The 24,953-nt window shown below is 61.5% G+C and carries 21 protein-coding genes; 16 read left to right on the top strand and 5 right to left on the bottom strand.

The features are described from left to right. The first annotated feature begins 17 nt into the window (after positions 1 to 17). The 15 genes from AS026_RS30195 (at position 18) to AS026_RS30265 (ending at position 14,427) form a co-directional block, all read left to right on the top strand. Positions 18 to 407, top strand: a complete 390-nt coding sequence (locus AS026_RS30195; RefSeq protein ID WP_025658205.1) for an AGROH133_08824 family phage infection protein — start codon at positions 18 to 20, stop codon at positions 405 to 407. 258 nt (positions 408 to 665) lie between these two features. Next, a complete protein-coding gene (locus AS026_RS30200; protein WP_018855734.1) occupies positions 666 to 1,226 on the top strand; it encodes a F0F1 ATP synthase subunit delta in 561 nt (186 codons plus the stop codon). Then, the gene (gene atpA, locus AS026_RS30205; protein ID WP_007796947.1) at positions 1,226 to 2,755 is read left to right on the top strand and encodes a F0F1 ATP synthase subunit alpha; all 1,530 of its coding nucleotides are present in this window, start codon (positions 1,226 to 1,228) and stop codon (positions 2,753 to 2,755) included. The genes AS026_RS30200 and atpA overlap by 1 nt, the downstream gene beginning before the upstream one ends. 24 nt (positions 2,756 to 2,779) lie before the next feature. After that, positions 2,780 to 3,664: a F0F1 ATP synthase subunit gamma gene (locus AS026_RS30210; protein WP_018855733.1), complete on the top strand. Its 885-nt coding sequence runs from the start codon at positions 2,780 to 2,782 to the stop codon at positions 3,662 to 3,664. Positions 3,665 to 3,688: 24 nt separating this feature from the next. After that, positions 3,689 to 5,134, top strand: a complete 1,446-nt coding sequence (gene atpD / locus AS026_RS30215) for a F0F1 ATP synthase subunit beta (protein WP_018855732.1) — start codon at positions 3,689 to 3,691, stop codon at positions 5,132 to 5,134. Further along, positions 5,134 to 5,370: a hypothetical protein gene (locus AS026_RS30220; RefSeq protein WP_018855731.1), complete on the top strand. Its 237-nt coding sequence runs from the start codon at positions 5,134 to 5,136 to the stop codon at positions 5,368 to 5,370. Before atpD ends, AS026_RS30220 begins: the two co-directional genes overlap by 1 nt. Then, on the top strand, positions 5,370 to 5,777 hold the full coding sequence (locus AS026_RS30225) for a F0F1 ATP synthase subunit epsilon (protein WP_018855730.1): 408 nt from the start codon (positions 5,370 to 5,372) through the stop codon (positions 5,775 to 5,777). Before AS026_RS30220 ends, AS026_RS30225 begins: the two co-directional genes overlap by 1 nt. 137 nt (positions 5,778 to 5,914) lie before the next feature. After that, positions 5,915 to 6,379 (top strand): redox-sensitive transcriptional activator SoxR, encoded by a 465-nt coding sequence (gene soxR / locus AS026_RS30230; protein WP_025658207.1) that lies wholly within the window; start codon positions 5,915 to 5,917, stop codon positions 6,377 to 6,379. Positions 6,380 to 6,450: 71 nt separating this feature from the next. Continuing rightward, entirely contained in the window at positions 6,451 to 7,221 is a 771-nt protein-coding gene (locus tag AS026_RS30235; RefSeq protein WP_062374206.1) for an SDR family NAD(P)-dependent oxidoreductase, read from the top strand. 166 nt (positions 7,222 to 7,387) lie between these two features. Further along, complete coding sequence (locus AS026_RS30240) at positions 7,388 to 8,281, top strand: LysR family transcriptional regulator (RefSeq protein ID WP_025658209.1); 894 nt, start codon at positions 7,388 to 7,390, stop codon at positions 8,279 to 8,281. Between the two features lie 170 nt (positions 8,282 to 8,451). After that, positions 8,452 to 8,931: a formate dehydrogenase subunit gamma gene (locus AS026_RS30245; RefSeq protein ID WP_062374211.1), complete on the top strand. Its 480-nt coding sequence runs from the start codon at positions 8,452 to 8,454 to the stop codon at positions 8,929 to 8,931. Beyond that, positions 8,928 to 10,484: a formate dehydrogenase beta subunit gene (locus tag AS026_RS30250; protein WP_062374214.1), complete on the top strand. Its 1,557-nt coding sequence runs from the start codon at positions 8,928 to 8,930 to the stop codon at positions 10,482 to 10,484. Before AS026_RS30245 ends, AS026_RS30250 begins: the two co-directional genes overlap by 4 nt. A 4-nt stretch (positions 10,485 to 10,488) precedes the next feature. Further along, the gene (gene fdhF / locus AS026_RS30255; RefSeq protein WP_025658212.1) at positions 10,489 to 13,368 is read left to right on the top strand and encodes a formate dehydrogenase subunit alpha; all 2,880 of its coding nucleotides are present in this window, start codon (positions 10,489 to 10,491) and stop codon (positions 13,366 to 13,368) included. Then, complete coding sequence (gene fdhD, locus AS026_RS30260) at positions 13,368 to 14,195, top strand: formate dehydrogenase accessory sulfurtransferase FdhD (protein ID WP_062374217.1); 828 nt, start codon at positions 13,368 to 13,370, stop codon at positions 14,193 to 14,195. The genes fdhF and fdhD overlap by 1 nt, the downstream gene beginning before the upstream one ends. Then, positions 14,185 to 14,427 carry a formate dehydrogenase subunit delta gene (locus AS026_RS30265; protein ID WP_025658214.1) on the top strand — a complete coding sequence of 81 codons (243 nt, stop codon included), beginning with the start codon at positions 14,185 to 14,187 and terminating at the stop codon, positions 14,425 to 14,427. The genes fdhD and AS026_RS30265 overlap by 11 nt, the downstream gene beginning before the upstream one ends. A 141-nt stretch (positions 14,428 to 14,568) precedes the next feature. Here the strand turns inward: AS026_RS30265 and AS026_RS30270 are convergent, their stop codons facing one another. The 4 genes from AS026_RS30270 to rocF form a co-directional block, all read right to left on the bottom strand. Further along, the gene (locus tag AS026_RS30270) at positions 14,569 to 15,045 is read right to left on the bottom strand and encodes a chemotaxis protein CheW (RefSeq protein ID WP_007796914.1); all 477 of its coding nucleotides are present in this window, start codon (positions 15,043 to 15,045) and stop codon (positions 14,569 to 14,571) included. A 173-nt stretch (positions 15,046 to 15,218) separates the two neighbouring features. Next, positions 15,219 to 15,977: a glycerophosphodiester phosphodiesterase gene (locus AS026_RS30275; RefSeq protein WP_062374220.1), complete on the bottom strand. Its 759-nt coding sequence runs from the start codon at positions 15,975 to 15,977 to the stop codon at positions 15,219 to 15,221. A gap of 94 nt (positions 15,978 to 16,071) precedes the next feature. Next, positions 16,072 to 17,271 carry an ornithine--oxo-acid transaminase gene (gene rocD / locus AS026_RS30280; protein WP_025662710.1) on the bottom strand — a complete coding sequence of 400 codons (1,200 nt, stop codon included), beginning with the start codon at positions 17,269 to 17,271 and terminating at the stop codon, positions 16,072 to 16,074. Positions 17,272 to 17,283: 12 nt separating this feature from the next. After that, complete coding sequence (gene rocF, locus AS026_RS30285) at positions 17,284 to 18,219, bottom strand: arginase (RefSeq protein ID WP_025662709.1); 936 nt, start codon at positions 18,217 to 18,219, stop codon at positions 17,284 to 17,286. A 130-nt stretch (positions 18,220 to 18,349) separates the two neighbouring features. Here rocF and AS026_RS30290 point away from each other — a divergent pair, with 130 nt between their 5' ends. Next, positions 18,350 to 18,778: an Lrp/AsnC family transcriptional regulator gene (locus tag AS026_RS30290; protein ID WP_062374223.1), complete on the top strand. Its 429-nt coding sequence runs from the start codon at positions 18,350 to 18,352 to the stop codon at positions 18,776 to 18,778. On the opposite strand, the gene AS026_RS30295 is transcribed toward AS026_RS30290, so the two are convergent. Continuing rightward, entirely contained in the window at positions 18,775 to 24,885 is a 6,111-nt protein-coding gene (locus tag AS026_RS30295; RefSeq protein ID WP_205634497.1) for a translocation/assembly module TamB domain-containing protein, read from the bottom strand. The two genes, AS026_RS30290 and AS026_RS30295, sit on opposite strands and share 4 nt — an antisense overlap. Between the last annotated feature and the right edge of the window lie 68 nt (positions 24,886 to 24,953).

A 24,953-nucleotide genomic window follows, 5' to 3' on the forward strand; every position in this document is an offset into this window, starting at 1 on the left:
GGGATTCGGGGTCGATGATGGATTTTTACTTTCCAACGGAGCTTGGGGAACAGCTCGCTTTCGCAGCCGCCGCGTTCGCGGCGCTGGCGGGCTTTGTCATCATGTTCGCGCCAGGCTATGCGATGCGGTTGTTCGGCCTCATGCCGCGCGAGGGTCGCCGTGACGGCTACGCCGAGCAACGATCGGTCGGCGGTTTCTATCTCGGCTTCGGTCTCTCGGCCATCATGTTGGCGCAGAACTGGATCTACATGGCGCTTGGCGCCTCCTTCGCCATGGCCGCATTTGCGCGCATCATTTCGCTCCTTTCAGATAAGGGGAGCACGATTCTCAACTATTTACTTCTGGTTGTGCAAATCGTTCTGGCTGCGCTTCCGCTCGCCTATGTTTTTGGTTTCTTTTCCGCTTGAGTTGAGCTGATATTTCTCGCGCTGAGCACTTCGCTGCCGGGCTTTGAGCATTTTTGCGTTAGAAATCGATGGGAAAGCCGTATTCGGGCGTTACGCGTGTTGCGAGTCCGAACATCCTATGTTAGACGGACCCCGAATTTCGGAAGAAGCAAGAGGCTCTCTTGCGATTTCTGGGGGAAATCATAACGAATTCAAGATCCTAGGTCAGGCGCCCGCCGGGGACCGGATTTTGAGTTGAAATCAGGGAAATTTGGGCCAGTGGCAGACACATCCCAGCTTACTTCTGGTGTTGCAGAGCGCTATGCCTCGTCGCTGTTCGAGTTGGCGCTTGAGCAGGGCGCAGTCGAAAGCGTCACCAAGGACCTCGACCGGTTCCAGGCGATGCTCGACGAGAGCGGCGACCTGAAGCGTTTTGTTTCGAGCCCTGTTTTTTCGGCCGACGATCAGCTCAAGGCGATTGTCGCCATCAGCGAGAAGGCTGGTATCAGCGGCTTCTTCGCGAACTTTCTGAAGGTCGTGGCGCGTAACCGCCGCCTCTTTGCTCTCCCGGGCATGATCAGGGCCTTCCGCATCATCGCTGCAAACCATCGCGGAGAAATTACTGCCGAGGTTACCTCGGCCCATGCGCTGACTGCGGCGCAGGAAACTGAATTGAAGGCGGCGCTCAAGGGCGTCACCGGCAAAGACGTGGCGATTGCTGTCACGATCGATCCGTCAATTCTTGGTGGTCTGATCGTGAAGGTCGGGTCCCGTCAGATTGATACGTCTCTTCGTACGAAACTCTCTACCCTTAAGCTTGCATTGAAAGAGGTCGGCTGATGGATATCCGCGCGGCGGAAATTTCCGCAATTCTCAAAGACCAGATCAAAAACTTCGGCAAAGAGGCAGAAGTCTCGGAAGTCGGTCAGGTTCTCTCCGTCGGTGACGGTATCGCTCGCGTTTACGGTCTGGACAATGTTCAGGCAGGCGAAATGGTCGAGTTCCCCGGCGGCATCCGTGGCATGGCGCTGAACCTGGAATCGGACAACGTCGGTGTTGTTATTTTCGGTTCGGACCGCGACATCAAGGAAGGCGACACCGTCAAGCGGACCGGCGCCATCGTTGACGTTCCGGTTGGTCCGGAACTGCTCGGTCGCGTTGTCGACGCTCTCGGCAACCCGATCGACGGCAAGGGCCCGATCAACTCGACCCGCCGTGCGCGCGTCGACGTCAAGGCTCCGGGCATCATTCCGCGCAAGTCGGTTCATGAACCGATGTCGACCGGCCTCAAGGCCATCGACGCGCTCATCCCGGTCGGTCGTGGCCAGCGCGAGCTCGTCATTGGCGACCGTCAGACTGGCAAGACCGCGATCATTCTCGACACGATCCTGAACCAGAAGGCCATCCACGACAACGGCCCGGACAGCGAGAAGCTGTTCTGCGTCTACGTCGCTATCGGCCAGAAGCGTTCGACCGTTGCCCAGTTCGTCAAGGTTCTCGAAGAACGCGGCGCAATGAAGTACTCGATCGTCGTTGCCGCGACCGCTTCCGATCCGGCTCCGATGCAGTACCTGGCGCCGTTCGCTGGTTGCACGATGGGCGAATACTTCCGTGACAACGGTCAGCACGCGCTGATCGGTTACGACGACCTGTCCAAGCAGGCTGTTGCTTACCGCCAGATGTCGCTGCTGCTGCGCCGCCCGCCGGGCCGCGAAGCTTACCCGGGCGACGTTTTCTATCTGCATTCGCGTCTCCTCGAGCGCGCTGCAAAGCTCTCCGACGAAAAGGGCGCTGGCTCTCTGACGGCTCTGCCTGTCATCGAAACCCAGGGCAACGACGTTTCGGCGTTCATTCCGACCAACGTGATCTCGATCACCGACGGCCAGATCTTCCTCGAAACCGACCTGTTCTATCAGGGTATCCGTCCGGCCGTTAACGTCGGTCTGTCGGTTTCGCGCGTCGGCTCCGCCGCGCAGGTCAAGGCGATGAAGCAGGTTGCCGGCTCGATCAAGGGCGAACTCGCCCAGTATCGCGAAATGGCCGCTTTCGCTCAGTTCGGCTCCGACCTCGACGCCTCGACGCAGCGCCTGCTGAACCGCGGTGCACGCCTGACCGAACTCCTGAAGCAGCCGCAGTTCTCGCCGCTGAAGACGGAAGAGCAGGTCGCGGTGATCTTCGCTGGCGTCAACGGCTACCTCGACAAGATCCCGGTCGCACAGGTCGGCAAGTTCGAACAGGGCCTGCTGTCGTACCTTCGCTCGGAAGGCTCGGCTATCCTCGACACGATCCGTACGGACAAGGCAATCAGCGACGATACGAAGGGCAAGCTCACGGCTGCCATCGATAGCTTCGCGAAGTCCTTCGCCTAATCGGACCCAAAGGACGGATAACGGATGCCTTCACTTAAGGATCTGAAAAACCGGATCGCCTCCGTCAAGGCGACGCAGAAGATCACCAAGGCGATGAAAATGGTCGCCGCGGCGAAGCTTCGGCGTGCCCAGGAGGCGGCCGAGGCCGCCCGTCCGTACTCGCAGCGCATGGGTGCCGTTCTGGCAAACATTGCTGGTGCGATGACGGAGGCCGACGGTGCGCCGGCGCTGATGACCGGCAACGGCAAGGACCAGGTTCACTTGCTGGTCGTCTGCACTGCCGAACGCGGCTTGTGCGGCGGCTTCAACTCGCAGATCTCGCGTTTTGCGCGCGATCACGCTCGCAGGCTTCTCGCTGAAGGCAAGACCGTCAAGATCTTTACCGTCGGCAAGAAGGGCTACGACGTTCTACGCCGCGAATTCGCTTCGCTCATCGTCGAGCGCAAGGAATTGCGCGATGTGAAGAAGGTTGGTTTTGAGAATGCCGACCAGATCGGCAAGCGCATCATCGACATGTTCGAAGCCGACGAGTTCGACGTCTGCACGTTGTTCTATTCCGAATTCAAGTCGGTCATCTCGCAGGTTCCGACGGCACAGCAGCTCATTCCCGCATCGGCCCCCACGGCTGTTGCAGAGGATGCGGAGCACGCCGGCGCAGTTTACGAGTATGAGCCGGATCCGGCATCGATCCTCGAGGATCTGATCCCGCGCAACATTTCCGTCCAGATCTTCCGCGCGCTCCTTGAGAACGTCGCCGGTGAAATGGGCGCCAAGATGAGCGCGATGGACAATGCAACGCGCAACGCTGGTGAAATGATCAACAAGCTGACGCTCAACTACAACCGTCAGCGTCAGGCTCAGATCACCAAGGAACTCATTGAAATCATTTCGGGCGCGGAAGCGCTCTGAGGTTAGGGAAAAGAGGGTAAGAAGATGGCTAAGGCAGCTACCCCCAAGACTGCGGCAGGCTCTGCCGGCAAGGTCACGCAGGTTATCGGCGCCGTCGTGGACGTTGCTTTCGAAGGCGAACTGCCGGCGATTTTGAACGCGCTTGAAACGAGCAACGGCGGTAACCGCCTGGTTCTCGAAGTAGCGCAGCACCTCGGCGAGAACGAAGTTCGCACGATCGCCATGGACTCGACCGAAGGTCTGGTTCGCGGTCAGGCGGTTTCTGACACCGGTGCTCCGATTGCCGTTCCGGTTGGTCCGGAAACGCTCGGCCGTATCATGAACGTCATCGGCGAGCCGGTCGACGAAGCAGGCCCGCTGGTCACCGCTTCCAAGCGCGCTATCCACCAGGACGCTCCGGCTTACGTCGATCAGTCCACGGAAGCACAGATCCTCGTCACCGGCATCAAGGTCGTCGACCTTCTCGCTCCGTACGCAAAGGGCGGCAAGATCGGCCTCTTCGGCGGTGCAGGCGTCGGCAAGACCGTTCTCATCATGGAACTGATCAACAACGTCGCCAAGGCGCACGGTGGTTACTCGGTATTCGCCGGCGTGGGTGAGCGTACCCGCGAAGGTAACGACCTCTACCACGAAATGATCGAATCCGGCGTTAACAAGCACGGCGGTGGCGAAGGCTCCAAGGCCGCGCTCGTTTACGGCCAGATGAACGAACCGCCGGGCGCACGCGCTCGCGTTGCTCTGACCGGTCTGACGGTTGCTGAAAACTTCCGCGACCAGGGCCAGGACGTTCTGTTCTTCGTCGACAACATCTTCCGCTTCACGCAGGCAGGTTCCGAAGTGTCGGCTCTGCTCGGCCGCATTCCTTCGGCCGTTGGCTACCAGCCGACGCTCGCAACGGACATGGGCCAGATGCAGGAGCGCATCACGACCACGACGACCGGCTCGATCACCTCGGTTCAGGCCATTTACGTTCCTGCCGACGACTTGACCGACCCTGCTCCGGCAACCTCGTTCGCTCACCTGGATGCAACGACCGTTCTGTCTCGCTCGATCGCTGAAAAGGGTATCTACCCGGCCGTCGACCCGCTCGACTCCACGTCGCGTATGCTCGACCCGATCGTTGTCGGCGAAGAGCACTACGAAGTGGCTCGTAAGGTTCAGTCGACGCTGCAGCGCTACAAGGCCCTGCAGGACATCATCGCCATCCTGGGCATGGACGAACTGTCCGAAGAGGACAAGCTGGCCGTTGCCCGCGCCCGTAAGATCGAGCGCTTCCTGTCGCAGCCGTTCTTCGTTGCCGAAGTCTTCACCGGTTCGCCGGGCAAGCTGGTCGCCCTCGAAGACACGATCAAGGGCTTCAAGGGCCTCGTCAACGGCGAATACGACCACCTGCCGGAAGCTGCCTTCTACATGGTTGGCTCGATCGACGAAGCCATCGAGAAGGCCAAGAAGCTGTCCGCAGCTGCCTGATGAGCGACGCTCTTAACGAGATCTTCTGCTGCGACGCCCTTCGGGAAGTCGCAGCAGAGCTTCCTGCCCCGGCCGCACCGACGATCTACAGATCGAACGACGGCAAGATGATGATGGTGGTGGGACTGATCCAGACCGAGGAAGGTCTTGGATATCTCGATCAGGCGATAGCACATTGCCCGTTCTGCGGGACGAACTTGCAAGATACAGAAGCCGCCGAGAAGGTAAGTCACTGATGGCTGACAATTTCAATTTTGAACTCGTGTCTCCCGAGCGCCTGCTCCTTTCGGAGATGGTGACCGAAGTTGTCATTCCGGCAACCGACGGCGAGATGACGGTTATGGCGAACCACGCCCCGACGATGACGACCATCAAGCCCGGCATCGTCAGCGTTCGTTTCGCCAATGGCTCGAAGCAGGACTACGTGGTTTTCGGCGGTTTCGCCGATATTCTGCCGACCGGCTGCACGCTGCTGGCTGAATCCGCGGTCATCGTTCAGGATCTCTCCAAGGACGAGCTGACGCTTCGCATCGAAGCGGCGAAGCGCGAGATCGAAGACGCCGTGCATCATGAGCACAAGTCGCGCCTGGAACACTACATCATGGAACTGACGCACCTGCAGGGTGTGATCGACCAGGATTGATCTACGCCAACGTCCGGCGTTTTGAAGCGGCTTTCGGGCCGCTTTTTTGTTTTCTGCCGTCTGTCCTCGCCACGATGTAGGCTTCCGATCGCGAAGCACTCGGCTATAGTACCTCAAGTAAACTTGAGGCTGAGACTGTGGAAGAAGGCTCCAGCAATCCATTCAGGAAGCTGCTGTCCGTCGGCGAAGTTGCCGAGCGCAGCGGCCTTGCCGTCTCTGCACTCCACTTCTACGAAGCAAAGGGCCTCATCTCGAGTATCCGCTCTCGTGGCAATCAACGCCGGTTCGGTCGCGACGTGCTCCGCCGTCTCGGCATTATCAAGGTGGCGCAGCGCGTGGGCATTCCGTTGGCGGAGATCCAGGCCGCTTTCGATACGCTGCCGCAGGGCCGCACGCCGACTGCTACGGATTGGCAGCGCCTGTCGGCCCTCTGGAAGGACGATCTCGATGCCCGCATCCATCGCCTCGTTGCCTTGCGCGACAGGTTGACGGATTGCATTGGCTGTGGTTGCCTCTCGGTTGAAAGCTGCCCGCTGCGCAATCCCTATGATCGGCTAGCAAGAGATGGGCCGGGTCCGCGCCTGCTGGAAACCGACGAGTAGGCAGCGCTCCCCGCGCGGCATCAGAACAATGCAAGAGCTGCAAACAGCTCGCTCACGTCGTGGAGGACTGGATGTTTCACCCCAAGCTGTTCGAAAACCGCAACGTGGTTGTCACCGGTGGCGGTCGCGGCATCGGCCTGGAGGTGGCGCGGCAGTTTCTCAACTGCGGAGCGAGGGTATTGGTGCACCTCGGGCGCAGCGCCGCACGCGATTTGCCGGATTTCCTGCTGACGGCGGAGGAAGACCGGCGAGCTTTTCTCGTTACCGCCGATTTTTCGACACAGGGCGGCACCAGCGCGTTTGCCGAAAAAGCCCTCGCAACGTTCGACCGGATCCACGTGCTGGTCAACAACGCCGGCACCATGGTCGGTCGCTTTCCGGCCGGTGTGCTGACCGACGAACAGTATGAAGCGATCGTGCGTTTGAACCAGACGTCGGTTGTCGAGGTGACGCGTGGGCTCCTGCCGGCGCTCCGCGCATCGCAGGAAGCGTCGATCGTCAACACGGTCTCGATTTCCGCGCTGACGGGGGGAAGCCCCGGTTCGGCGATCTATTCGGCGTCGAAAGCCTTCGTCGCTACCTATTCGAAGGCGCTGGCAAGGGAACTCGCACCCGACAAAATTCGCGTCAACTGCGTGTCGCCGGGAACGATCGAGACCGACTTTCACCAACGGTACTCGTCGCCGGAAAAGCTGGAGCAGACCCGCAAGACCATTCCCTTGCAGCGATTGGGGACCTCGGAAGATTGCGCGCCCGCCTATCTCTTCCTTTCGGCGCCTTCTCTATCCGGTTACATCACCGGGCAGGTGCTGGAGATCAATGGTGGCCAGCTTATCTGCTGACGAGGGACCCTTCTTGAGGTGTTCTCCCAGCGTCGCTCATTCGCGACCTTGCTGCTGCATTTTCTGTTCGCGACGTTTTCGAGAACACAAGGCAGTTAACCGGCCTTGCGGACCGCTTCCCCGAGCGTGAAGATGACGCTGTGCTGCAATTCGGGGAGGAGGCCGGATGATCGACAAGTTGGAATTTTTTATCGCGCTCGCCAACGAGAAGCACTTCGGCCGCGCCGCGGAAGAGTGCGGCATTTCGCAGCCGACGTTATCAGCCGCCATTCGTCAGCTCGAGGATCAGCTTGGCGTCATGCTGGTGCAGCGCGGCTCTCGCTTCCAGGGGCTCACACCCGAGGGCCAGCGCGTGCTCGAATGGGCGCGGCGCATCGTCGGCGATGCCCGCACGATGCGCCAGGAGATGCGGGCGGCGCGTACGGGCCTTTCGGGACACATAAAGATTGCGGCAATCCCGACGGCGTTGGCCATGCTGCCGCGTATCACTACGCCGTTTCAGGAGCGTCATCCTGACGTGACCTTTTCCATCGTATCGCGCAATTCGCTGCAAGTGCTTAGCATGCTGGAGAATCTCGAGATCGATGCCGGCATCACCTATCTGGAAAACGAGCCGCTCGGACGAGTAACCAGCGTGCCGCTCTATGCCGAGCACTACAATCTCATCACCGCCGCCGGCAGCCCTCTTTCGGAGCGCGACAGCGTCACCTGGAAGGAAGTGGGCGATCTTCGGCTTTGTCTATTGACCGCGGACATGCAAAACCGCCGTATCATCAACCAGCATCTGGCGGAAGTGGGCATCACGGCGCATCCGACGCTCGAATCGAATTCGATGATCGTGCTCTTCTCGCACGTCCGAACCGGGCGATGGGCCAGCATCATGCCCCGCAATGTCGCGAAATCCTTTGGCTTTCCGGCCGAAATACGGATGATCCCGATCACCGAGCCGCGGGCACATCATCTTGTTGGTCTGGTTGCGACGCATCGTGAACCGTTCACGCCATTGGTTTCCGCCCTGCTGCATGAGGCTCGGATTCTCGCTGAAGACCCCGATTTTTGATAGGAATCTCCTATCGACTGACGGAACAGCATTATTGATCGCTTCGTCCATCCCTGAGAAAGTTCTATAATGAACGGACGCGAGCGGTTCTGTCGGTCATAGGGTTCTGAGGAAAGCCCGCCTGCCCCAGGCCCGCGACGCGCAATGTGCAGGCCGTGGGAGGGCTGCTGATGAATATCCATGTCGCCAAAGGCGATATCGCAACGCGCACCATCGCGATCATCGATCAGTTCAAGCATCTCGAAGGTCCGCTTCTGCCGATCCTGCACGGGATCCAGGATGAGTTCGGCCATGTGCCGCAGGAGGCGCTGCCTGTCATTGCGAAGGAACTCAATCTCTCGCGTGCAGAGGTGCACGGCGTTGTTACCTTTTACCACGATTATCGCGACCATCCCGCCGGCCGGCATGTGCTGAGGCTCTGTCGTGCCGAGGCCTGTCAATCGATGGGCGGCGATGCGCTGGCCGATCGCGTTAAGGCGCTCCTCGGCATCGACTGGCACGGTACGACGCCGGATGGAGCAATTACCCTCGAGCCCGTCTTCTGTCTGGGACTCTGTTCCTGCTCGCCGTCCGCGATGATGGATGGCGAGGTTCATGGCCGGGTGGATGTCGCCGATCTCGAGGCGCTGATTTCGGAGGCACGCCGATGACCGTCCGGATCTATGTTCCCTGCGACGCCGCGGCCATGGCATTGGGCGCCGAGCATGTGGCCAAGGCGATCTCCGAGCAGATTGTGGCGCGCGGCCTTGACGCCAAGATCGTGCGCAATGGCTCGCGCGGCATGCATTGGCTGGAACCGCTGGTCGAGGTTGAGGTCTCGGGCAAGCGCATCGGCTATGGGCCTGTGAAGACAAAGGACGTCGTTTCGCTGTTTGATGCCGGATTGATTGCCGGCGCCGATCACCCCCTCTGTCTTGGCGAGGTCGAGGAACTTCCGTTCCTCAAGCGTCAGACGCGCCTGACCTTCGCCCGCTGCGGCATCACCGATCCGCTTTCCCTCGATGACTATGAGGCTCACGGCGGCCTCGCCGGCTTGCGTCGCGCGGTTTCGATGTCGCCCGCCGATGTCGTCAAGGAAGTCACCGATTCCGGCCTGCGTGGCCGCGGTGGTGCAGGTTTCCCGACGGGCATCAAGTGGAAGACGGTGCTCGACGCTCCCGGTGATCGCAAATACATCGTCTGCAATGCCGATGAGGGCGACAGCGGCACCTTTGCCGACCGAATGATCATGGAAGGCGATCCCTTCGTACTGATAGAAGGCATGGCGATCGCGGGCCTTGCAACGGGCGCGACGAAGGGCTTCATCTATACCCGCTCGGAATATCCGCATGCGATCGCGGCGATGAGCCGGGCGATCGATATTGCCCGCAGCGCCGGCATTCTCGGCACGTCGGTTCTGGGCTCTGGCAAGGCTTTCGACATGGAAGTCCGCACCGGCGCGGGCGCGTATGTCTGCGGCGAGGAGACGGCGCTTCTCAACAGCCTCGAAGGCAAGCGTGGTATCGTCCGTGCCAAGCCACCTCTGCCGGCCCACAAGGGCCTCTTCGACTGTCCGACCGTCATCAACAACGTCATTTCGCTCGCTTCCGTGCCCGTGATCATGGACAAGGGGGCGGCCTATTACCGCGACTTCGGCCTCGGCCGGTCGCGCGGAACCATTCCGATCCAGATCGCCGGCAACGTGAAGCATGGCGGTTTGTTCGAGACGGCTTTCGGCATTTCGCTCGGCGACCTGGTCGATGACATTGCCGGCGGCACCGCATCCGGGCGGCCGGTGAAGGCGGTTCAGGTCGGCGGTCCCCTCGGCGCCTATTTCCCGCGCTCCCTGTTCGACACGCCATTCGACTACGAGGCTTTCGCTGCCAAGGACGGACTGATCGGCCATGCGGGTATCGTCGTCTTCGACGAGAGTGCTGACATGCTGAAGCAGGCACGTTTCGCGATGGAGTTCTGCGCCGTCGAAAGCTGCGGCAAGTGCACGCCCTGCCGCATCGGCTCGACGCGCGGCGTCGAAACGACGGACAAGATCGCCCGCGGCATCGAGCCGGAAAAAAACCGCGAGCTGCTTGCCGATCTATGCAACACCATGAAGTTCGGGTCGCTCTGCGCGCTCGGGGGTTTCACGCCTTATCCCGTCATGAGCGCCATGACGCATTTCCCCGAAGATTTCGTTCCCACACCTCTTATCGAAGCGGCGGAGTAAGACCATGCCTCTTGTCCACGAAATAGACTACGGCACGCCGGCCTCGACCTCCGAAACCATGGTGACGCTCACCATCGACGGCAACCAAGTGACGGTGCCCGAGGGAACGTCCGTCATGCGCGCATCGATGGATGCGGGTATCGAAATCCCGAAGCTCTGCGCCACCGACATGATGGATGCCTTCGGCTCCTGCCGGCTCTGTCTGGTCGAGATTGAGGGGCGGGCGGGTCTCCCTGCGTCCTGCACGACGCCGGTTGCACCTGATATGGTGGTCTCGACACAGACGAACCGGCTGAAGGATGTCCGCAAGGGCGTGATGGAGCTCTACATCTCCGACCATCCGCTCGACTGCCTGACCTGTGCGGCCAACGGCGATTGCGAGCTTCAGGACATGGCGGGCGCCGTAGGTCTCCGCGACGTGCGCTACGGCTATGATGGCGACAATCACGTCAAGGCGCGCAACAATGGCGATCTCAATCTCAAATGGGCGCCGAAGGACGAGTCCAATCCTTACTTCACCTTCGATCCGGCAAAGTGCATCGTCTGTTCGCGCTGCGTGCGCGCCTGCGAGGAAGTGCAGGGCACGTTCGCGCTGACCATTGAAGGACGCGGTTTCGATTCGCGTGTTTCGGCCGGCATGCACGAGGACTTCGTCTCGTCCGAATGCGTTTCCTGCGGCGCCTGTGTCCAGGCCTGCCCGACAGCGACGCTGATCGAAAAGTCGGTGATCGAGATCGGCCAGCCGGAGCATTCCGTCGTCACGACCTGCGCCTATTGTGGCGTCGGCTGTTCCTTCAAGGCGGAGATGCGCGGCGAAGAACTGGTGCGCATGGTGCCCTGGAAGGACGGACAGGCGAACCGCGGCCATTCCTGCGTCAAGGGCCGCTTCGCCTACGGCTATTCCAGCCACAAGGACCGCATCCTCAATCCGATGATCCGCGAGAAGATCACCGACCCCTGGCGCGAAGTGACCTGGGACGAGGCCTTCGCGCATGTCGCCTCGGAATTCCGCCGCATCCAGTATCAGTATGGCCGCGACTCGGTCGGCGGCATCACGTCGTCTCGCTGCACAAATGAGGAAACCTATCTGGTGCAGAAGCTGGTGCGCGCCGGCTTCCGCAACAACAACGTCGATACCTGCGCCCGCGTCTGCCATTCTCCAACAGGCTACGGCCTCGGCCAGGCCTTCGGCACGTCGGCCGGCACACAGGACTTCGACAGTGTGGAGAAGAGCGATGTCGTCGTCATCATCGGCGCCAACCCGACCGATGGACACCCGGTCTTTGCCTCGCGCCTGAAGAAGCGGCTGCGGCAGGGCGCCAAGCTCATCGTCATCGACCCGCGCCGCACCGACATCGTGCGTTCGCCACACGTCGAAGCCTCCTATCACCTGCCGCTGAAGCCCGGCACCAATGTCGCGATCCTGACGTCGCTCGCGCATGTCATCGTGACCGAGGGGCTGTTTGACGAAGCCTTCATTCGCGAACGCTGCGACTGGTCAGAGTTCGAGGATTGGGCAAGCTTTGTCGCCGAGCCGCATCATAGCCCCGAAGCATCGGAGAGGTTCACCGGCGTTCCAGCCGATTTCGTGCGCGGCGCGGCGCGTCTCTACGCCACCGGCGGCAACGGCGCGATTTACTATGGCCTCGGCGTTACCGAGCATAGCCAGGGTTCGACCACTGTCATGGCGATCGCCAACCTCGCCATGGTCACCGGCAATATCGGTCGCCCCGGCGTTGGCGTGAACCCGCTGCGCGGCCAGAACAACGTGCAGGGCTCCTGCGATATGGGCTCCTTCCCGCACGAACTGCCTGGCTATCGCCACATCTCCGACGACGCGACGCGCGACATCTTCGAGAAGCTCTGGGGCGTCAAGATCAGTAACGAGCCGGGTCTGCGCATTCCGAATATGCTGGATGCAGCGGTCGACGGATCGTTCAAGGGCCTCTACGTCCAGGGTGAAGACATCCTGCAGTCCGACCCCGATACCAAGCACGTCGCGGCCGGCCTCGCCGCCATGGAATGCGTCGTCGTGCACGACCTCTTCCTGAACGAGACGGCGAACTACGCGCATGTCTTCCTGCCGGGGTCCAGCTTCCTTGAGAAGGACGGCACCTTCACCAATGCCGAGCGCCGCATCAACCGCGTTCGCAAGGTCATGAGTCCCCGCAACGGCTATGCCGATTGGGAGGTGACGCAGAAGATGGCGCAGGCCATGGGCCTTCCCTGGAACTACACGCATCCTTCGGAGATCATGGACGAGATCGCCGCAACGACGCCAAGCTTCGCGCTGGTCTCCTACGACTATCTTGACAAGGTGGGCTCCGTGCAGTGGCCCTGCAATGAGGCACATCCACTGGGCTCGCCGATCATGCATGTCGACGGCTTCGTCCGCGGCAAGGGCAAGTTCATCCGCACGGAATATGTCGCGACCGATGAGCGGACGGGACCGCGCTTCCCGCTGCTGCTGACGACGGGCCGCATCCTCAGCCAGTACAATGTCGGCGCCCAGACGCGCCGCACCGAAAATGTCGTCTGGCATTCGGAAGACCGGTTGGAGGTCCATCCGCACGATGCCGAACAGCGCGGCATTCGCGATGGCGATTGGGTGAAGCTGATGAGCCGCTCGGGCGACACGACGTTGCGTGCGCTGATCACCGATCGCGTCGCGCCCGGCGTCGTCTACACGACCTTCCATCATCCGGACACGCAGGCGAATGTCATCACCACCGACTTCTCCGACTGGGCGACGAACTGCCCGGAATACAAGGTGACGGCGGTACAGGTCTCGCCGTCCAACGGCCCGACCGATTGGCAGCGCGACTACGATGAGCAGGCACGCCAAAGCCGCCGCATTGTTGGCAAACTGGAGCCTGCCGAGTGATGAGTGACCGGCCGACCCGCCTTGCCGTGAAGCGCACCGCCCGCAGCGGCGGTGTTCTCATGCCCGGCGAGCGGATCGTTCCGGAGGAGGTGCCGATCGCCTTTTCCTATGGCGGCAGCACGCATGCGGTGATGATGGGAACGCCCGGCGATCTCGATGATTTCGCCATCGGCTTCAGTCTCACGGAAGGGATCATCTCCGACATCGGGCAGATCGCAGCAATTGAGATTGTCAATGGCGAGAAGGGCATTGACGTCCAGATCTCTCTCGTCGACGAGGTCGCCGCCGCATTGACAGCCCGCCGACGCAGCATGGCCGGACCGGTCGGCTGCGGGCTCTGCGGCATCGAGTCGATCGAACAGGCCGTTCGCAAGGTTCCTGACGTCGCCGATGTGTCGCTCCAAGTCACTCATCGCGATATCGTTCAGGCCATTTTGCTGCTGAACGGTGCGCAGCCGCTGCATCGCGAGACGCGCGCCGTGCACGGCGCCGGCTTCTATGTGCCGGGCAAGGGACTGCTGGCGGTGCGCGAGGATGTGGGCCGGCACAATGCGCTCGACAAGCTGTGTGGCGCGATCACTCGGCAACGGCAATCCGGCGCGGAAGGCATTGTCGCCGTTACCAGCCGCCTGTCCGTCGAGATGGTGCAGAAGGCGGCAATCCTCGGCGCCTCCGTCCTCGTTGCCATTTCCGCACCGACTGCTCTTGCAATTCGTACCGCCGAGGAGGCCGGCATGACCCTCGTCGCCCTGGTGCGAGGCGAGGACTTCGAAATTTTCACGCATCCGCACCGCATTCATCCGGGAAGCATATCCGATGTCGCATGATACGCAGTCCAAGCTCGTCTATATGGCCAACCAGATCGCGACCTTCTTCAAGACCCAACCGGAGAGCGAAGCCGCGCAGGGCGTGGCGACGCATATCAACAAGTTCTGGGAACCGCGCATGCGGCGGCAGTTGTTCGAGATCATGGAGCGGGAGGGCAATGGCCTCAGTCCGCTTGTTGTCCAAGCCGCGCCTATGATCAAACGGCCTGAGCCGGCGGCCAGCGCCAACTAAGATCTCGAATGGTGGAGACGGCGCTGGGTATCGACGCCAGCGCCCGAGTCCGGCCGGTGTGCCGCCACAGTTTCCTGCCGGTACACCATCAACAAAAAGGCCGCCCTCCAGGCGGCTTTTTATCTGGGTAAAGAGCCGATATCAGGCGGCGAGATCGTCCGTCTCGCTTTCCTTGAACATCTTGGCGAGGTTCAGGAAGCAGATCATGCCGTTCTCCGAGGCGATGATGCCCTCGCAGAAGGCGCGATCGAAGGAAGCGGTGACTTCGGGAACCGGCTGTACCTGGCTGGAGGAGATCGTGAGGATATCCGAGACGCGATCGACCAGCATGCCGATGACCATATTGTGGACTTCGGCCACGACGATGGCGCTGCGCTCGTTGGCGACCGTGCTCTTCATGCCGAGCTTGAAGGCGAGGTCTATGATCGGGATCACCGAGCCGCGTAGGTTCATCACGCCGATGACATCGGCTGGCGCGTGCGGGATCGGCGTCGACGGAGCCCAGCCGCGGATTTCGCGGATCGTCGTGGTTTTTACGCAGAATTCCTGATCGTGAAGTCTGAAGGCAATGATCTCGAGCGTATCGCCGCTGAAATTCGTGGAATTGATTGTAGCCATAAGATTGTCCCAACCGCCAAAAGCCAGGGCAGAAGCAACCGCGCCACCATTGGCGCGGATCGACTTGCCTTCAAACCGTGCGCGCTCGTCCGGTGGATGAGTATCGATACGGTTACTCCGGACCTTAATGGAAGAGTATTGCCCAAATCTAAATTGGGGTCGCTGATTTTTGGTTAGGTGGAAACGGTAGGCCGCGTCATCATTCGTGGATCGTCAAGCAGGATGGCGTCCGGTTTGATGGCAAGGATGCGCTCGAGGCCCTGCTGATCGACCTGGCCCACCGGAAAGGGCGGATATTCCGGCAGTGCGATCGAACGAGGCTGCCCAACCATGACAGCAACGCGCATTCCCGCCTCACGAACGGCGTCAGACACAGCTGGAGTAGCCGACCCTTGCCACAGTCTGAACCAGTCGGCTCCGGCTGCGCGCGCCGCATCAGCGCAGGCAGGATCCTCGAGAAAGGCTAGGATCGCGACGTCTTTCGACAAGCGGCGGGTGGTGTCGATCAGTGCAATACTGCGTAGTCCAATGAGCGCGCGTCGCATCGCACCGCGCTGCGCAACGTCGGAGATGATTTGCGCAATCTGCCCCTCGTGGCTCAGCTTGATGTCCAACAGAATACCCAAAGGGTCAGACGCGCCCAAGGCATCGCCAAGTGTCACTATGCTTGGTAGCAGGCTGCGCAATGTCGCCAGATCGAGGTCAGACACGGCTCGTGGGTCGCCGCAGAGCCGAGAGAGATCCGGATCGTGGACGCAAACAGGAACGCCATCCCGCGTTAACCGGACATCAGTCTCTATGGCATCAACTCCGGCAGCCGCCGCGGTCCTGAAGGCAGAAATGCTGTTTTCTGGAGCCAGTGCTGCGCCCCCGCGATGGGCGATCGCAAGCGGGCGACGGTCCGGTGAGCGCTTCCATAAGCCAATGGCCATACATTCCCCTATAGAGAGCTCGACCAACTCGATCGGGCTCACCTTTCAAACGGCCGCTACACCAGTCGTTGTTTCGCAGCGAGCTAGATGAGCACTAGGCCAGCGTCTTTTCGATCTGCTCGACTGCCCAGTCGACCTGGCTCTTGGTGATGACCAGCGGTGGGGCCAGACGGATCGTGTTTTCGTGCGTGTCCTTGGCAAGCAGGCCGCGGTCCTTGAGGGTGTAGCAATACTGGCGGGCGCCGCCCGCTTCCGGCACGAGTTCGACCGCCATCATCAGTCCCCGGCCGCGCACGTCCTTGACGATGTTGGAGCGGATGGAGCGCAGCCCTTCCAGGAAATAGTCGCCCATCTTTTCGGCATTCTCGATCATGCCTTCCTCGGTCAGGACCTTGAGTGCCGCGCGCGCTACGGCGCATGCAAGCGGGTTGCCGCCGAAGGTCGAGCCGTGCTGCCCCGGCTTCAGGACACCCAGCACCTCGGAATTGGAAAGCACCGCTGAGACCGGATAGAAGCCGCCGGAGAGCGCCTTGCCGATCAGCGTCACGTCGGCCTCGATCCCCTCGTGCTCTTCCGCCAAAAGCTTACCAGTACGGCCGAGGCCAGTCTGGATCTCGTCGAGGATCAAGGTCACCTTGTGTTGAGTGCAGAGTTCCCGCACGCGCTTGAAATAGCCGGTTGGCGGGATGATGACGCCTGCTTCGCCCTGAATCGGCTCGATCAGCGCCGCAACGGTGTTTTCGTTGATGGCGGCGGCAAACGCGTCGGCGTCGCCGAAGGGGATCGTGCGGAAGCCGGGCGTATAGGGGCCGAAGCCGGTGCGGGCGTCCGGGTCTGTGGAGAAGCTGATGATGCTCAGCGTCCGGCCATGGAAATTGTCGGCGCAGACGATGATCTCGGCCTTGCCCTCAGGCACGCCCTTCACCTCGTAGCCCCATTTGCGCACGGCCTTGATGGCGGTTTCAACGGCTTCGGCGCCCGAGTTCATCGGCAGGATCTTGTGCGAGCCGGTCAGCGCCGCGAGTTCCTCGTAGAGATGGGCGAGCTGGTCATTGCGGAAGGCACGGGAGGTCAGCGTCAGCTTGCCGGCCTGCTCGACCATCGCCGCCAGAATCTTGGGATGGCAATGTCCCTGGTTCACCGCCGAATAGGCCGACAGGCAGTCGAGATACCGCTTGCCGTCGGTATCCCAGACATAGACGCCTTCGCCCCGGGTCAACACGACATCGAGCGGCTTGTAGTTGTGGGCGCCGAGGCGCTGTTCGGTGTCGATCAGGTTCTTCGAGTTGCTCATTGTCGGTTCTCCTCAGGCGGCGCGGGTCGGACGGTCGAAAATGCGGCGGCCGAAGAGGCTTGCCGTCAGCTCCACCAGGATCCGGGCGCTCTTGCCACGGTCGTCCAAAAAGGGGTTCAGTTCCACAAGATCGAGCGAGGAGACGAGGCCGCTATCGCAGAGCATCTCCATGATGAGATGCGCTTCACGGAACGTCGCGCCGCCGGGTACCGTCGTGCCGACGCCGGGCGCGATTTCCGGATCGAGGAAGTCGACATCGAGGCTTACATGCAGCAGGCCGTTGGCATCGGACACGACGCCAAGGATCTGGCGGATCGCCGCGGCAACGCCCTGTTCGTCGAGCCAACGCATGTCGAAGACGTTGACGCCATGCTCCTTGATGAGCTCCCGTTCAGACGCATCGACCGACCGGATGCCGACCTGGAAGACGTTGCGCGGATCAACGAAGGGGCGGTCCTTCGGCAGGATCTCGGCAAGTTCGGCCTGGCCGCAGAAATAGGCGACCGGCATGCCGTGAATGTTGCCGGAGGGCGAGGTCGCCGGCGTGTTGAAATCGGAATGGGCGTCGAGCCAGAGGACGAAGAGCGGTCGGCCTTGCTGGGCGGCGTAGCGCGCCATGCCCGATACAGTGCCCATCGACAGGCTGTGGTCGCCGCCAAGGATGAGCGGAAAGCGTCCGGCTGCGGCTGCGTCATAGACACCGGCTTCGAGCGCACGGGTAAATGCGCCGACGACACGCAGATTATGGGCCTTCGGATGGTTCGGCAGATCACGCGCCGGAACGACGTGCACGTCGCCGGCATCGACCACATCATGGCCAAGATCGATCAGCGTCTGGTCGACGCCCGCGATGCGAAGTGCAGCCGGACCCATGGCGGCGCCCCTGCGCCCCGAACCCTCTTCCAGCGCTGCTCCAATGAGTGTGACCGATCTTGCTTGTGGCTGCATGCGTTCCTCTCCAGCTCGTGTTTTCCGAAGGCATATTGAGATATCGGCGCGGCGACAAATAGATGAAAAAGTGCCGATAATGCGCTATGATTGACCAGTTTGATAAGTGCATTTTGACAAAGTGGCAGCCATGGACGATCTCGACCAAGAACTTCTCAGCGCTTTGCGACACAATGCGCGCACGCCGGTTTCTTCGCTGGCGGCAATGACCGGTGCCTCCCGTGCGACGGTCGCGGCGCGTATCGACCGGCTGGTTGCAAACGGCACCATCACGGCATTCACGGTTCGCACCGGCCATGAAACCCGCGCCGCCGGGGTGCGCGCGATCGTCATGATCGAGGTGCTCGGCAAGCTCGCGGACAAGGTCGCCGATCAGCTCCGTGGATTGCCGCAGGTGCGTGCCCTGCACAGCACTAACGGGAAATGGGATTTCATTGCCGAACTTGAGGACCGCGACCTCGTCTCCTTCGATGAAACGCTTCGCCGCATCCGGCTCATCAATGGCATCAATACGACGGAAACCAACATCCTGCTGAAAACCAGCAAGACCAGCTTCTAGTATTCGTGTTCGTAAACGACGCCGGCTTCCCCTTCGCCGTCGCCACCCGCGCCGGCGCGCAACTTCACGCCACGGCCGACATCGAAATTGATGATCGCCTTCGCGCCGCCCTTGCCGGTGGTCTGCTGCAGTTCGAAATAGGTCCGGTCATTCAGGTAGCGGCCAACGCTGACGGTGGTGCGGCCCTTGGCATCGGTGCTGATGTCGAAGTCGTCGACGCCAAGCTGATTGCGAAGGCCTTGGAACAGCGATCCGGAGCGACCGCCGGCCAACTGGGCAACGGCATCGGCAAGCTGGGCGATCTGAACCGGCGACAGCCTCGACATTGATTGACCGAAGATCAGTTGCGCCAGAACTTCGTCTTGCGGGAGGGCCGGAGACGACGAGAAGGTGATCGAGGGATCGGTTGCGAGCCCGCTGACATCGACCGTCAGCGTCGTGGAACCGGAAGTGGAGCTTGCCTCCAGCTCAAGGGCGGGGGTGAGGTCACCGGCAAAGGTGATTCGGCTTCTATTGGTGAAATCGAGGCGTCGGTTGAGAATCGTCAGGCGACCGCGCCGCATGGTGAAGCCCCCGGAAACGATGGGCTCCGCCGCCGTTCCCCTGATCGTGACGCTACCGCCCAGTTCGGCATCGATACCGCGACCACGCACGAAGATCTGCGAGGGAGCGTCCAGCTGAAGATCGAGATTGATGGAGTTGGATTTCGCGCGGGCGCCCTGCTGCGACTCGTCGCGCAACTGGGCGAGAACACCCTTGGGGGCGTTGACGTGCTTGACGTCGATTTCGCGCAGCGAGGTTGGCAGTCTCTCGGGGACGGTGATTGAGGCTCTTTCCAGATGCAGCCTGCCGTTCAGGGTGGGGTTTGCGAGCAGCGGACCGCGCAAACCGATGGTGCCGTCGACGGTCGCCACAACGAGCGTTCCATCGACGTAGACGGCTCTGTCGAGCCTGACGTCGATGTTCGCAGGGAAGTTGGAGGCAGGTTGGATTCCGATGCTGCCGGATGCCGAGATGCTGCCACCGCTGGCAAGCTGGCCGGTCAGGCGCGAGATCACGGCTTCGTTTCCGGTGAACCGGATGTCGGCCGCCAGATTGTTGATCGCAAGGTTGCGGCGGACATCGACGATCCTTGCGCCACTGGTCGTCACAGTGCCGTTGATCGACGGTGCGGCCGCGGTGCCACCAACCTGCAGATCAAAATTGGCCCTGCCATCGGCAACGAAGCCCTGGGCGGCAAGCTGCGCACCAAGTACGGCGAACGGCAGGTTGCCGGAAAAGCGCAGGTCCAGCGCGCGATTGCCCGTAATGCCAACGCTGCCACCGCCCCGCAGGGACAGCCCGCTCTCGCCGGTCACATTGGTGTCGATCGTCAGCCGGTTGTCTTGCAGTCTTCCGTTCGCAGTGATGCCGAGCGGCGAAAGCCCGGCGCTTCTGGTCTGGCTGGTGGCGGCGCCCCTCCAGTCAAGGTTGAAGTCCACAGCGGGCAAGGGCAGTCGGCCCGATGCCCTGACGGTGCCCGAAATATTGCCTTCGGCGGCAAGCCCCGGAACGAAAGCGTTGGCAAGCCCGGCGGGAAGATTGGAGATGTCGGCATTGGCCGTCAGCGACTGGGCATTCGGTCCAGTGATGACAAAGTTGCCGCCAGCTCTCATCGACACGCCGCCGCCGCTGAGGTTCGTCGTGAAGTCGACCCTGCCGTCCGCAAGCCTTCCGCTTGCGTTCGCCGAAAGCGGCCGGATACCGGATGCCCTCGTCTGCGTGGTTGCGACATTCCTCCAGTCCAGCCTGAAATCGATGATCGGGTTGGTCGCTGTTCCCGACGTCCTTGCCGTGCCCGAGATGGTTCCTTCCGCCCCCAGGTTCGGGACGAAGCCATTAGCGAGGCTCGCGGGCAGATCCACGATATCGGCATCGACCGAGAGGCCCGCGACTCCGGCTCCTTGGAGGTTTGCCGTACCCCTTGCCCTCAGCAGGGTGCTGCGAGTGCTGTTCAGCGTTGCATCAAAGGAGAGCCTGTTGTCGGCGAGGTTGCCAGTCGCGTTCAGCCGAAGGCCAGAAAGGCCGGCAGCCCTGGTCTGACGAGTCCCGGCGTTGTTCCAATCGAGCTTGAAATCGACGGCCGGCATCGGTAGCGATCCGGACGCGGTTGCCGTTCCCGAGATTGTTCCTTCGGCACCGAGATCAGGCATGAAGTTGTTTGCCAGCGCGGCAGGAAGGTTGCGAAGCGTGGCATCCGCCTGCAGGCTCTTCACGGCCGTACCTTCGACAGTAACCTTTCCTTTCGCCGTGAGGGCGGAGCCGCCATCGCCGTCGAGATTCGTCTCGAAATCGAGCGTGTTGTTGGCGAAGGTGCCCTTGGCGCCAAGCGCGAGGGCGGAAAGGCGTGCTTCCCTCGTCTGAGTGGTTGCGAGGTCCTTCCAGCTGACGTCGAAGTTTGCCGTCGGCTGTTGCAGCGTCCCGGAAGCGGACGCGGTGCCTGATATCGTACCACTGGCGCCGAGGTTCCGGACGAAGGCGTTTGCCAGGCTTGCGGGAAGATTGCGTATCGTGGCGTTGGCCGTCAGGTCCTGGATTTTCGTTCCCGCCAGGGAGACGTTGCCGGAGGCGTTCAACGCCACCCCGCCGTCCGCCCTAAGGTCGCTCTGGATGGTCAATTTTTCATCCGCGAAATTGCCCGTCGCCGTCAAGTTGATGCCAAAGAGGCGGGCTGCTCTGGTGTGGCTGGTGGCCGCGTCCTTCCAGGCAAGGTCGAAGGTTGCTGTCGGTTTCGGCAACTTGCCGGAGGCCGATATCGTGCCTGATATCATGCCTTCCGCGGCAAGATTCGGCACGAAGCCGTTGGCCAGGGCAGCCGGAATGTTGGCGAGCTGCCCATCGAGCTTCAGCGTCTGAGCGTCGGCGCCTGCCACGGTGTAGGTGCCGGTCGCCTTTAGCGACATGCTGCCGCTACCGCGTGCGTCGGTGTTGAAGCTGAGAATATTGTCCTTGAGGTTGCCGCTCGCCGTCAGCCCAAGCGACGAGAGCTTGGCGCTTCTGGTCTGGCTCGTCGCGGCATTCTTCCAGTTCAGTTTGAAATCGAGCGCCGGGTCCGGCAGCTTCCCGGCCGCCGTGACGTTGCCCGAGATCGAACCTTCGGCGGCAAGATCCGGAACAAATGCATTCGCCAATCCGGCCGGGATGTTGACGATATCAGCATCCACCTTCAGCGACTGCGCGTTCGGGCCACCGGTCACGACATTGCCAGCGGCCTTCAGCGATACGCCGCCCTTGCCGCTGAGGTTCGTTTGAAAATTGAGTGTGTTGTCGGCAAAGGTCCCGTTTGCACCGATCGCCAGCGGCGACAGGCCGGCGCCCTTTGTCTGGCTGCTGGCGGCATCCTTCCAATTCAGCTCAAAGTTGGCAATCGGCGCTGCCGGTGTGCCGGTCACGACGACCTTCCCCGAAATTGTGCCTGCGGCATCGAGCTTCGGCACGAAACTGTTGGCAAGGCTTGCGGGCAAATTCCGGATGTCCGCCTTGATATCAAGAGTCTCGCCGACGGTACCGCTCAGGTGGACCGAGCCATCCCCCGTCTTCAGTTCCATCGCATCAAGCGTCACGGTGCCGCCACTGATCGACACTTCCGACGGCGACGCAAGCTCCACCGGAATGTTGCGCGGTTTCGCCGAGAAACGGTCGAGGCGAAGCAGCGTCGTGCCGGCGTTCACCTCGACATTCCCCGATGCGACCAACGGATTGGCATCATAGCTGGCGCCGAGATCGAAGTTCGTCCGGTTCTGTTGCTGCGTGAAATTCAGCTCCAGGCTTTCAGCCTTGTTAGGACCGGAAGCAAGTTCCTCCGCTTTGATCGTGCCCGTTGCGGCAAATGCTTTGAGGTCGGTGACCGCGACGTTGATGTCCGGCCTGACGATGGCAAAGGTGTCACGCTTCAGGCCGCTGCCAGATGCTACGACCTTGAGGGCGATCCTGCCGTTGTCGTTGGCGATATCGACCGATCCCTTCAGGTCGCCTTCTGCCTTCTGTCCGGCAAGTGCCGCGAGAAGGCTGATATCCGGGAAGTCGAATGTCGCCTGTCCGGTCGGCGCGAATGCCGGCGACAGTTCGACGTGGCCGGTCAGGCGGTTGTTGCCGACGTCGGCGGCGATCGACGGCAGCCGGATGTTTCCGTCCACGGCCTGAACAGCGGTGCTGACGTTGATCGGCTGGTTGTCGATCGTGCCCTTGGCGGTGATGTCTGCTTGCGGCGCTTTCGGGTCCGCCGTTCCGGAAACGTTGATGTCGAGGTCTTTGACCTGCCGGCCGGCCATTACCAGTGATGGCCCTTTGATATTGGCCGCTATTGCGAGAGCCGAAACATTGCCTTTTGCGCTTAGCTGGTAGTTCAGTTCGCCCGCGGCGCCCGCCAGCAGCGGCTGAATATCCGGAATACGACCCGAGAGGTTGGCATCGAGCCTATCTTCGTCGAGCACGACCGCGCCGTTGGCCTCGAGGGAGTTCGACTTGATGGAGAGGTTCGAGACGTTGAATTTCGAAGGAACCGTTCCTGCAACCTGGCCCTCGATCACGATTGGTGCGTTGAAACGCGTCGCGACCGCAGGCGGCAGCGCGGCTGGCTGGATGGTCAGCTTGGCATTGCCGGTCAACGCGCTGGCGCTCAATTTGTAGGAACCGTTGAGGGCTGCTGTTGCCGAAGCGCTTTCGATCGTGGCACCGTTGAAGCCGAGCGCATCCGGCGAAATCTGCAATGGCAGTGTGATGGTAACGGGGCCTTGAATTGCTCGGTTGATGTCGGGATTGACGAAGGACGTATCACCGGCGGCGAGCGTAATCTGAACGCTTCCGGCGCGACCGGCGAGATTGAAATTGTCGCTCTTTGCCGTCAGCTTCACGTTGCCAATCGTCGCCTGGGGCAACATGGCGGAATCGAGGGAGGCACTGGCGTTGAGGCGGGAGGCCTTGGCGTCGCCGGTCAGGGAAAGATTGATGCCGGAAATTAGAAACCGCGCTTCGCCTTCGGTCAGCGGCCAGCGGAAATCGACGGGTCCCGATGTTCCCAAGAGATTGGCGTTGAGGCTGTTCTTGCCTCTCGGATCCAGCGTGCCCGATGCGGCGATGACCATCGCGCCGGTTGCCAGGTTGCCGGTCTGGATGTCGATCTTGCCTCTGTTGTCGAAGTTTGCAGCGACGTCGATGTTCGTCTGCCCTGCAAAGAGCGGACGGAATGCAGCCGGCAGCAGTGAACTGAGGTCGCCACCACCCTTGAGGTCGAGGTGATGAAGGCTCTCCGGCGTCAGCGTGTGGTGCGCTTCGATCGAGGCGCGTTGCTGTCCGTCGAGTGCTGCCTGCAGCTGGCCTCGCCAATCCGAGATCGGTCCGTCTCCGGTCAGGCTGATTTCCACCGCCGGGTTGCCGGGCAGTGCCAGGACACCTGCGAGCAGCCCGCCCTTTGGTTCCGTCAGTTTTGCCTTCACCCGCAACTGGTTGCGATCCGGCATGAAGGCGACATCGGCGATCAGCTTGGCATCCGGAACATCGTGACGGCGGACATTGATCGAGGCATTGCCGCCTTCATTGTCGGCACGCAGGCTGCCGTCCGCGGCAAGTGTGAAGGCCCGCCCGATCAGCGGTTCGGCGAGGTTGATCTCCGGCAGGGCGATCTTGTCTATGTCGAGCTTGATCGGCAACGAGAAGCCGCTGTCGCTTTGACCCTCTGCAGCCGGACGGGACGGAAGCGTGCGCACCGGTTGTCTCAGGATGTGGATTGCCGCGGCTTCGATGCTTGTGGCATGGAACCGGCCGGTTAGGAGCGCCAAGGGATTCCAGTTAATCGCCAGCCTGTCGACCCGAGCGAAGACGCCCCTGGTGTCGGAGAGCACGATTTGGCTGGCGCGCAGCCCGCCAGTCAGCAGCCCGCCGGGATCCTGAACCTTGATGGTCATATCCCGATTCGAAAGGCTCGAGGCGACCCTGTCGGTGACGATGCGCGCGCCAAAGGACGTGAAGCCGAAAACACCGATGGCGATGGCAAGAAGGACCAGCACGACACCAGCCGAATACCCCAGCAGTCGCACGATCCAGTTCAAGATTTTCGCCAGTGTCTGCATGGCCGCGGACATTACTCCGTTTCTATGGCGGCTCAAGGCGCGCGAGGCGCCACGAGCCGCGAGCGGGT

This window comes from Rhizobium altiplani, from assembly GCF_001542405.1.
In the GTDB taxonomy this organism is placed as follows: domain Bacteria; phylum Pseudomonadota; class Alphaproteobacteria; order Rhizobiales; family Rhizobiaceae; genus Rhizobium; species Rhizobium altiplani.

What these genes read in the sequence shown, in the direction of transcription:
- rocD (WP_025662710.1), bottom strand. Translation starts at nt 17,271, where the DNA reads ATGAGCAACTCGAAGAACCTGATCGACACCGAACAGCGCCTCGGCGCC.
- AS026_RS30265 (WP_025658214.1), top strand. Translation starts at nt 14,185, where the DNA reads ATGTCGCATGATACGCAGTCCAAGCTCGTCTATATGGCCAACCAGATC.
- AS026_RS30195 (WP_025658205.1), top strand. Translation starts at nt 18, where the DNA reads ATGGATTTTTACTTTCCAACGGAGCTTGGGGAACAGCTCGCTTTCGCA.
- AS026_RS30225 (WP_018855730.1), top strand. Translation starts at nt 5,370, where the DNA reads ATGGCTGACAATTTCAATTTTGAACTCGTGTCTCCCGAGCGCCTGCTC.
- atpD (WP_018855732.1), top strand. Translation starts at nt 3,689, where the DNA reads ATGGCTAAGGCAGCTACCCCCAAGACTGCGGCAGGCTCTGCCGGCAAG.
- AS026_RS30220 (WP_018855731.1), top strand. Translation starts at nt 5,134, where the DNA reads ATGAGCGACGCTCTTAACGAGATCTTCTGCTGCGACGCCCTTCGGGAA.
- AS026_RS30210 (WP_018855733.1), top strand. Translation starts at nt 2,780, where the DNA reads ATGCCTTCACTTAAGGATCTGAAAAACCGGATCGCCTCCGTCAAGGCG.
- fdhF (WP_025658212.1), top strand. Translation starts at nt 10,489, where the DNA reads ATGCCTCTTGTCCACGAAATAGACTACGGCACGCCGGCCTCGACCTCC.
- AS026_RS30290 (WP_062374223.1), top strand. Translation starts at nt 18,350, where the DNA reads ATGGACGATCTCGACCAAGAACTTCTCAGCGCTTTGCGACACAATGCG.
- AS026_RS30235 (WP_062374206.1), top strand. Translation starts at nt 6,451, where the DNA reads ATGTTTCACCCCAAGCTGTTCGAAAACCGCAACGTGGTTGTCACCGGT.
- atpA (WP_007796947.1), top strand. Translation starts at nt 1,226, where the DNA reads ATGGATATCCGCGCGGCGGAAATTTCCGCAATTCTCAAAGACCAGATC.
- AS026_RS30295 (WP_205634497.1), bottom strand. Translation starts at nt 24,885, where the DNA reads ATGCAGACACTGGCGAAAATCTTGAACTGGATCGTGCGACTGCTGGGG.
- AS026_RS30240 (WP_025658209.1), top strand. Translation starts at nt 7,388, where the DNA reads ATGATCGACAAGTTGGAATTTTTTATCGCGCTCGCCAACGAGAAGCAC.
- rocF (WP_025662709.1), bottom strand. Translation starts at nt 18,219, where the DNA reads ATGCAGCCACAAGCAAGATCGGTCACACTCATTGGAGCAGCGCTGGAA.
- AS026_RS30270 (WP_007796914.1), bottom strand. Translation starts at nt 15,045, where the DNA reads ATGGCTACAATCAATTCCACGAATTTCAGCGGCGATACGCTCGAGATC.
- AS026_RS30245 (WP_062374211.1), top strand. Translation starts at nt 8,452, where the DNA reads ATGAATATCCATGTCGCCAAAGGCGATATCGCAACGCGCACCATCGCG.
- fdhD (WP_062374217.1), top strand. Translation starts at nt 13,368, where the DNA reads ATGAGTGACCGGCCGACCCGCCTTGCCGTGAAGCGCACCGCCCGCAGC.
- AS026_RS30275 (WP_062374220.1), bottom strand. Translation starts at nt 15,977, where the DNA reads ATGGCCATTGGCTTATGGAAGCGCTCACCGGACCGTCGCCCGCTTGCG.
- AS026_RS30250 (WP_062374214.1), top strand. Translation starts at nt 8,928, where the DNA reads ATGACCGTCCGGATCTATGTTCCCTGCGACGCCGCGGCCATGGCATTG.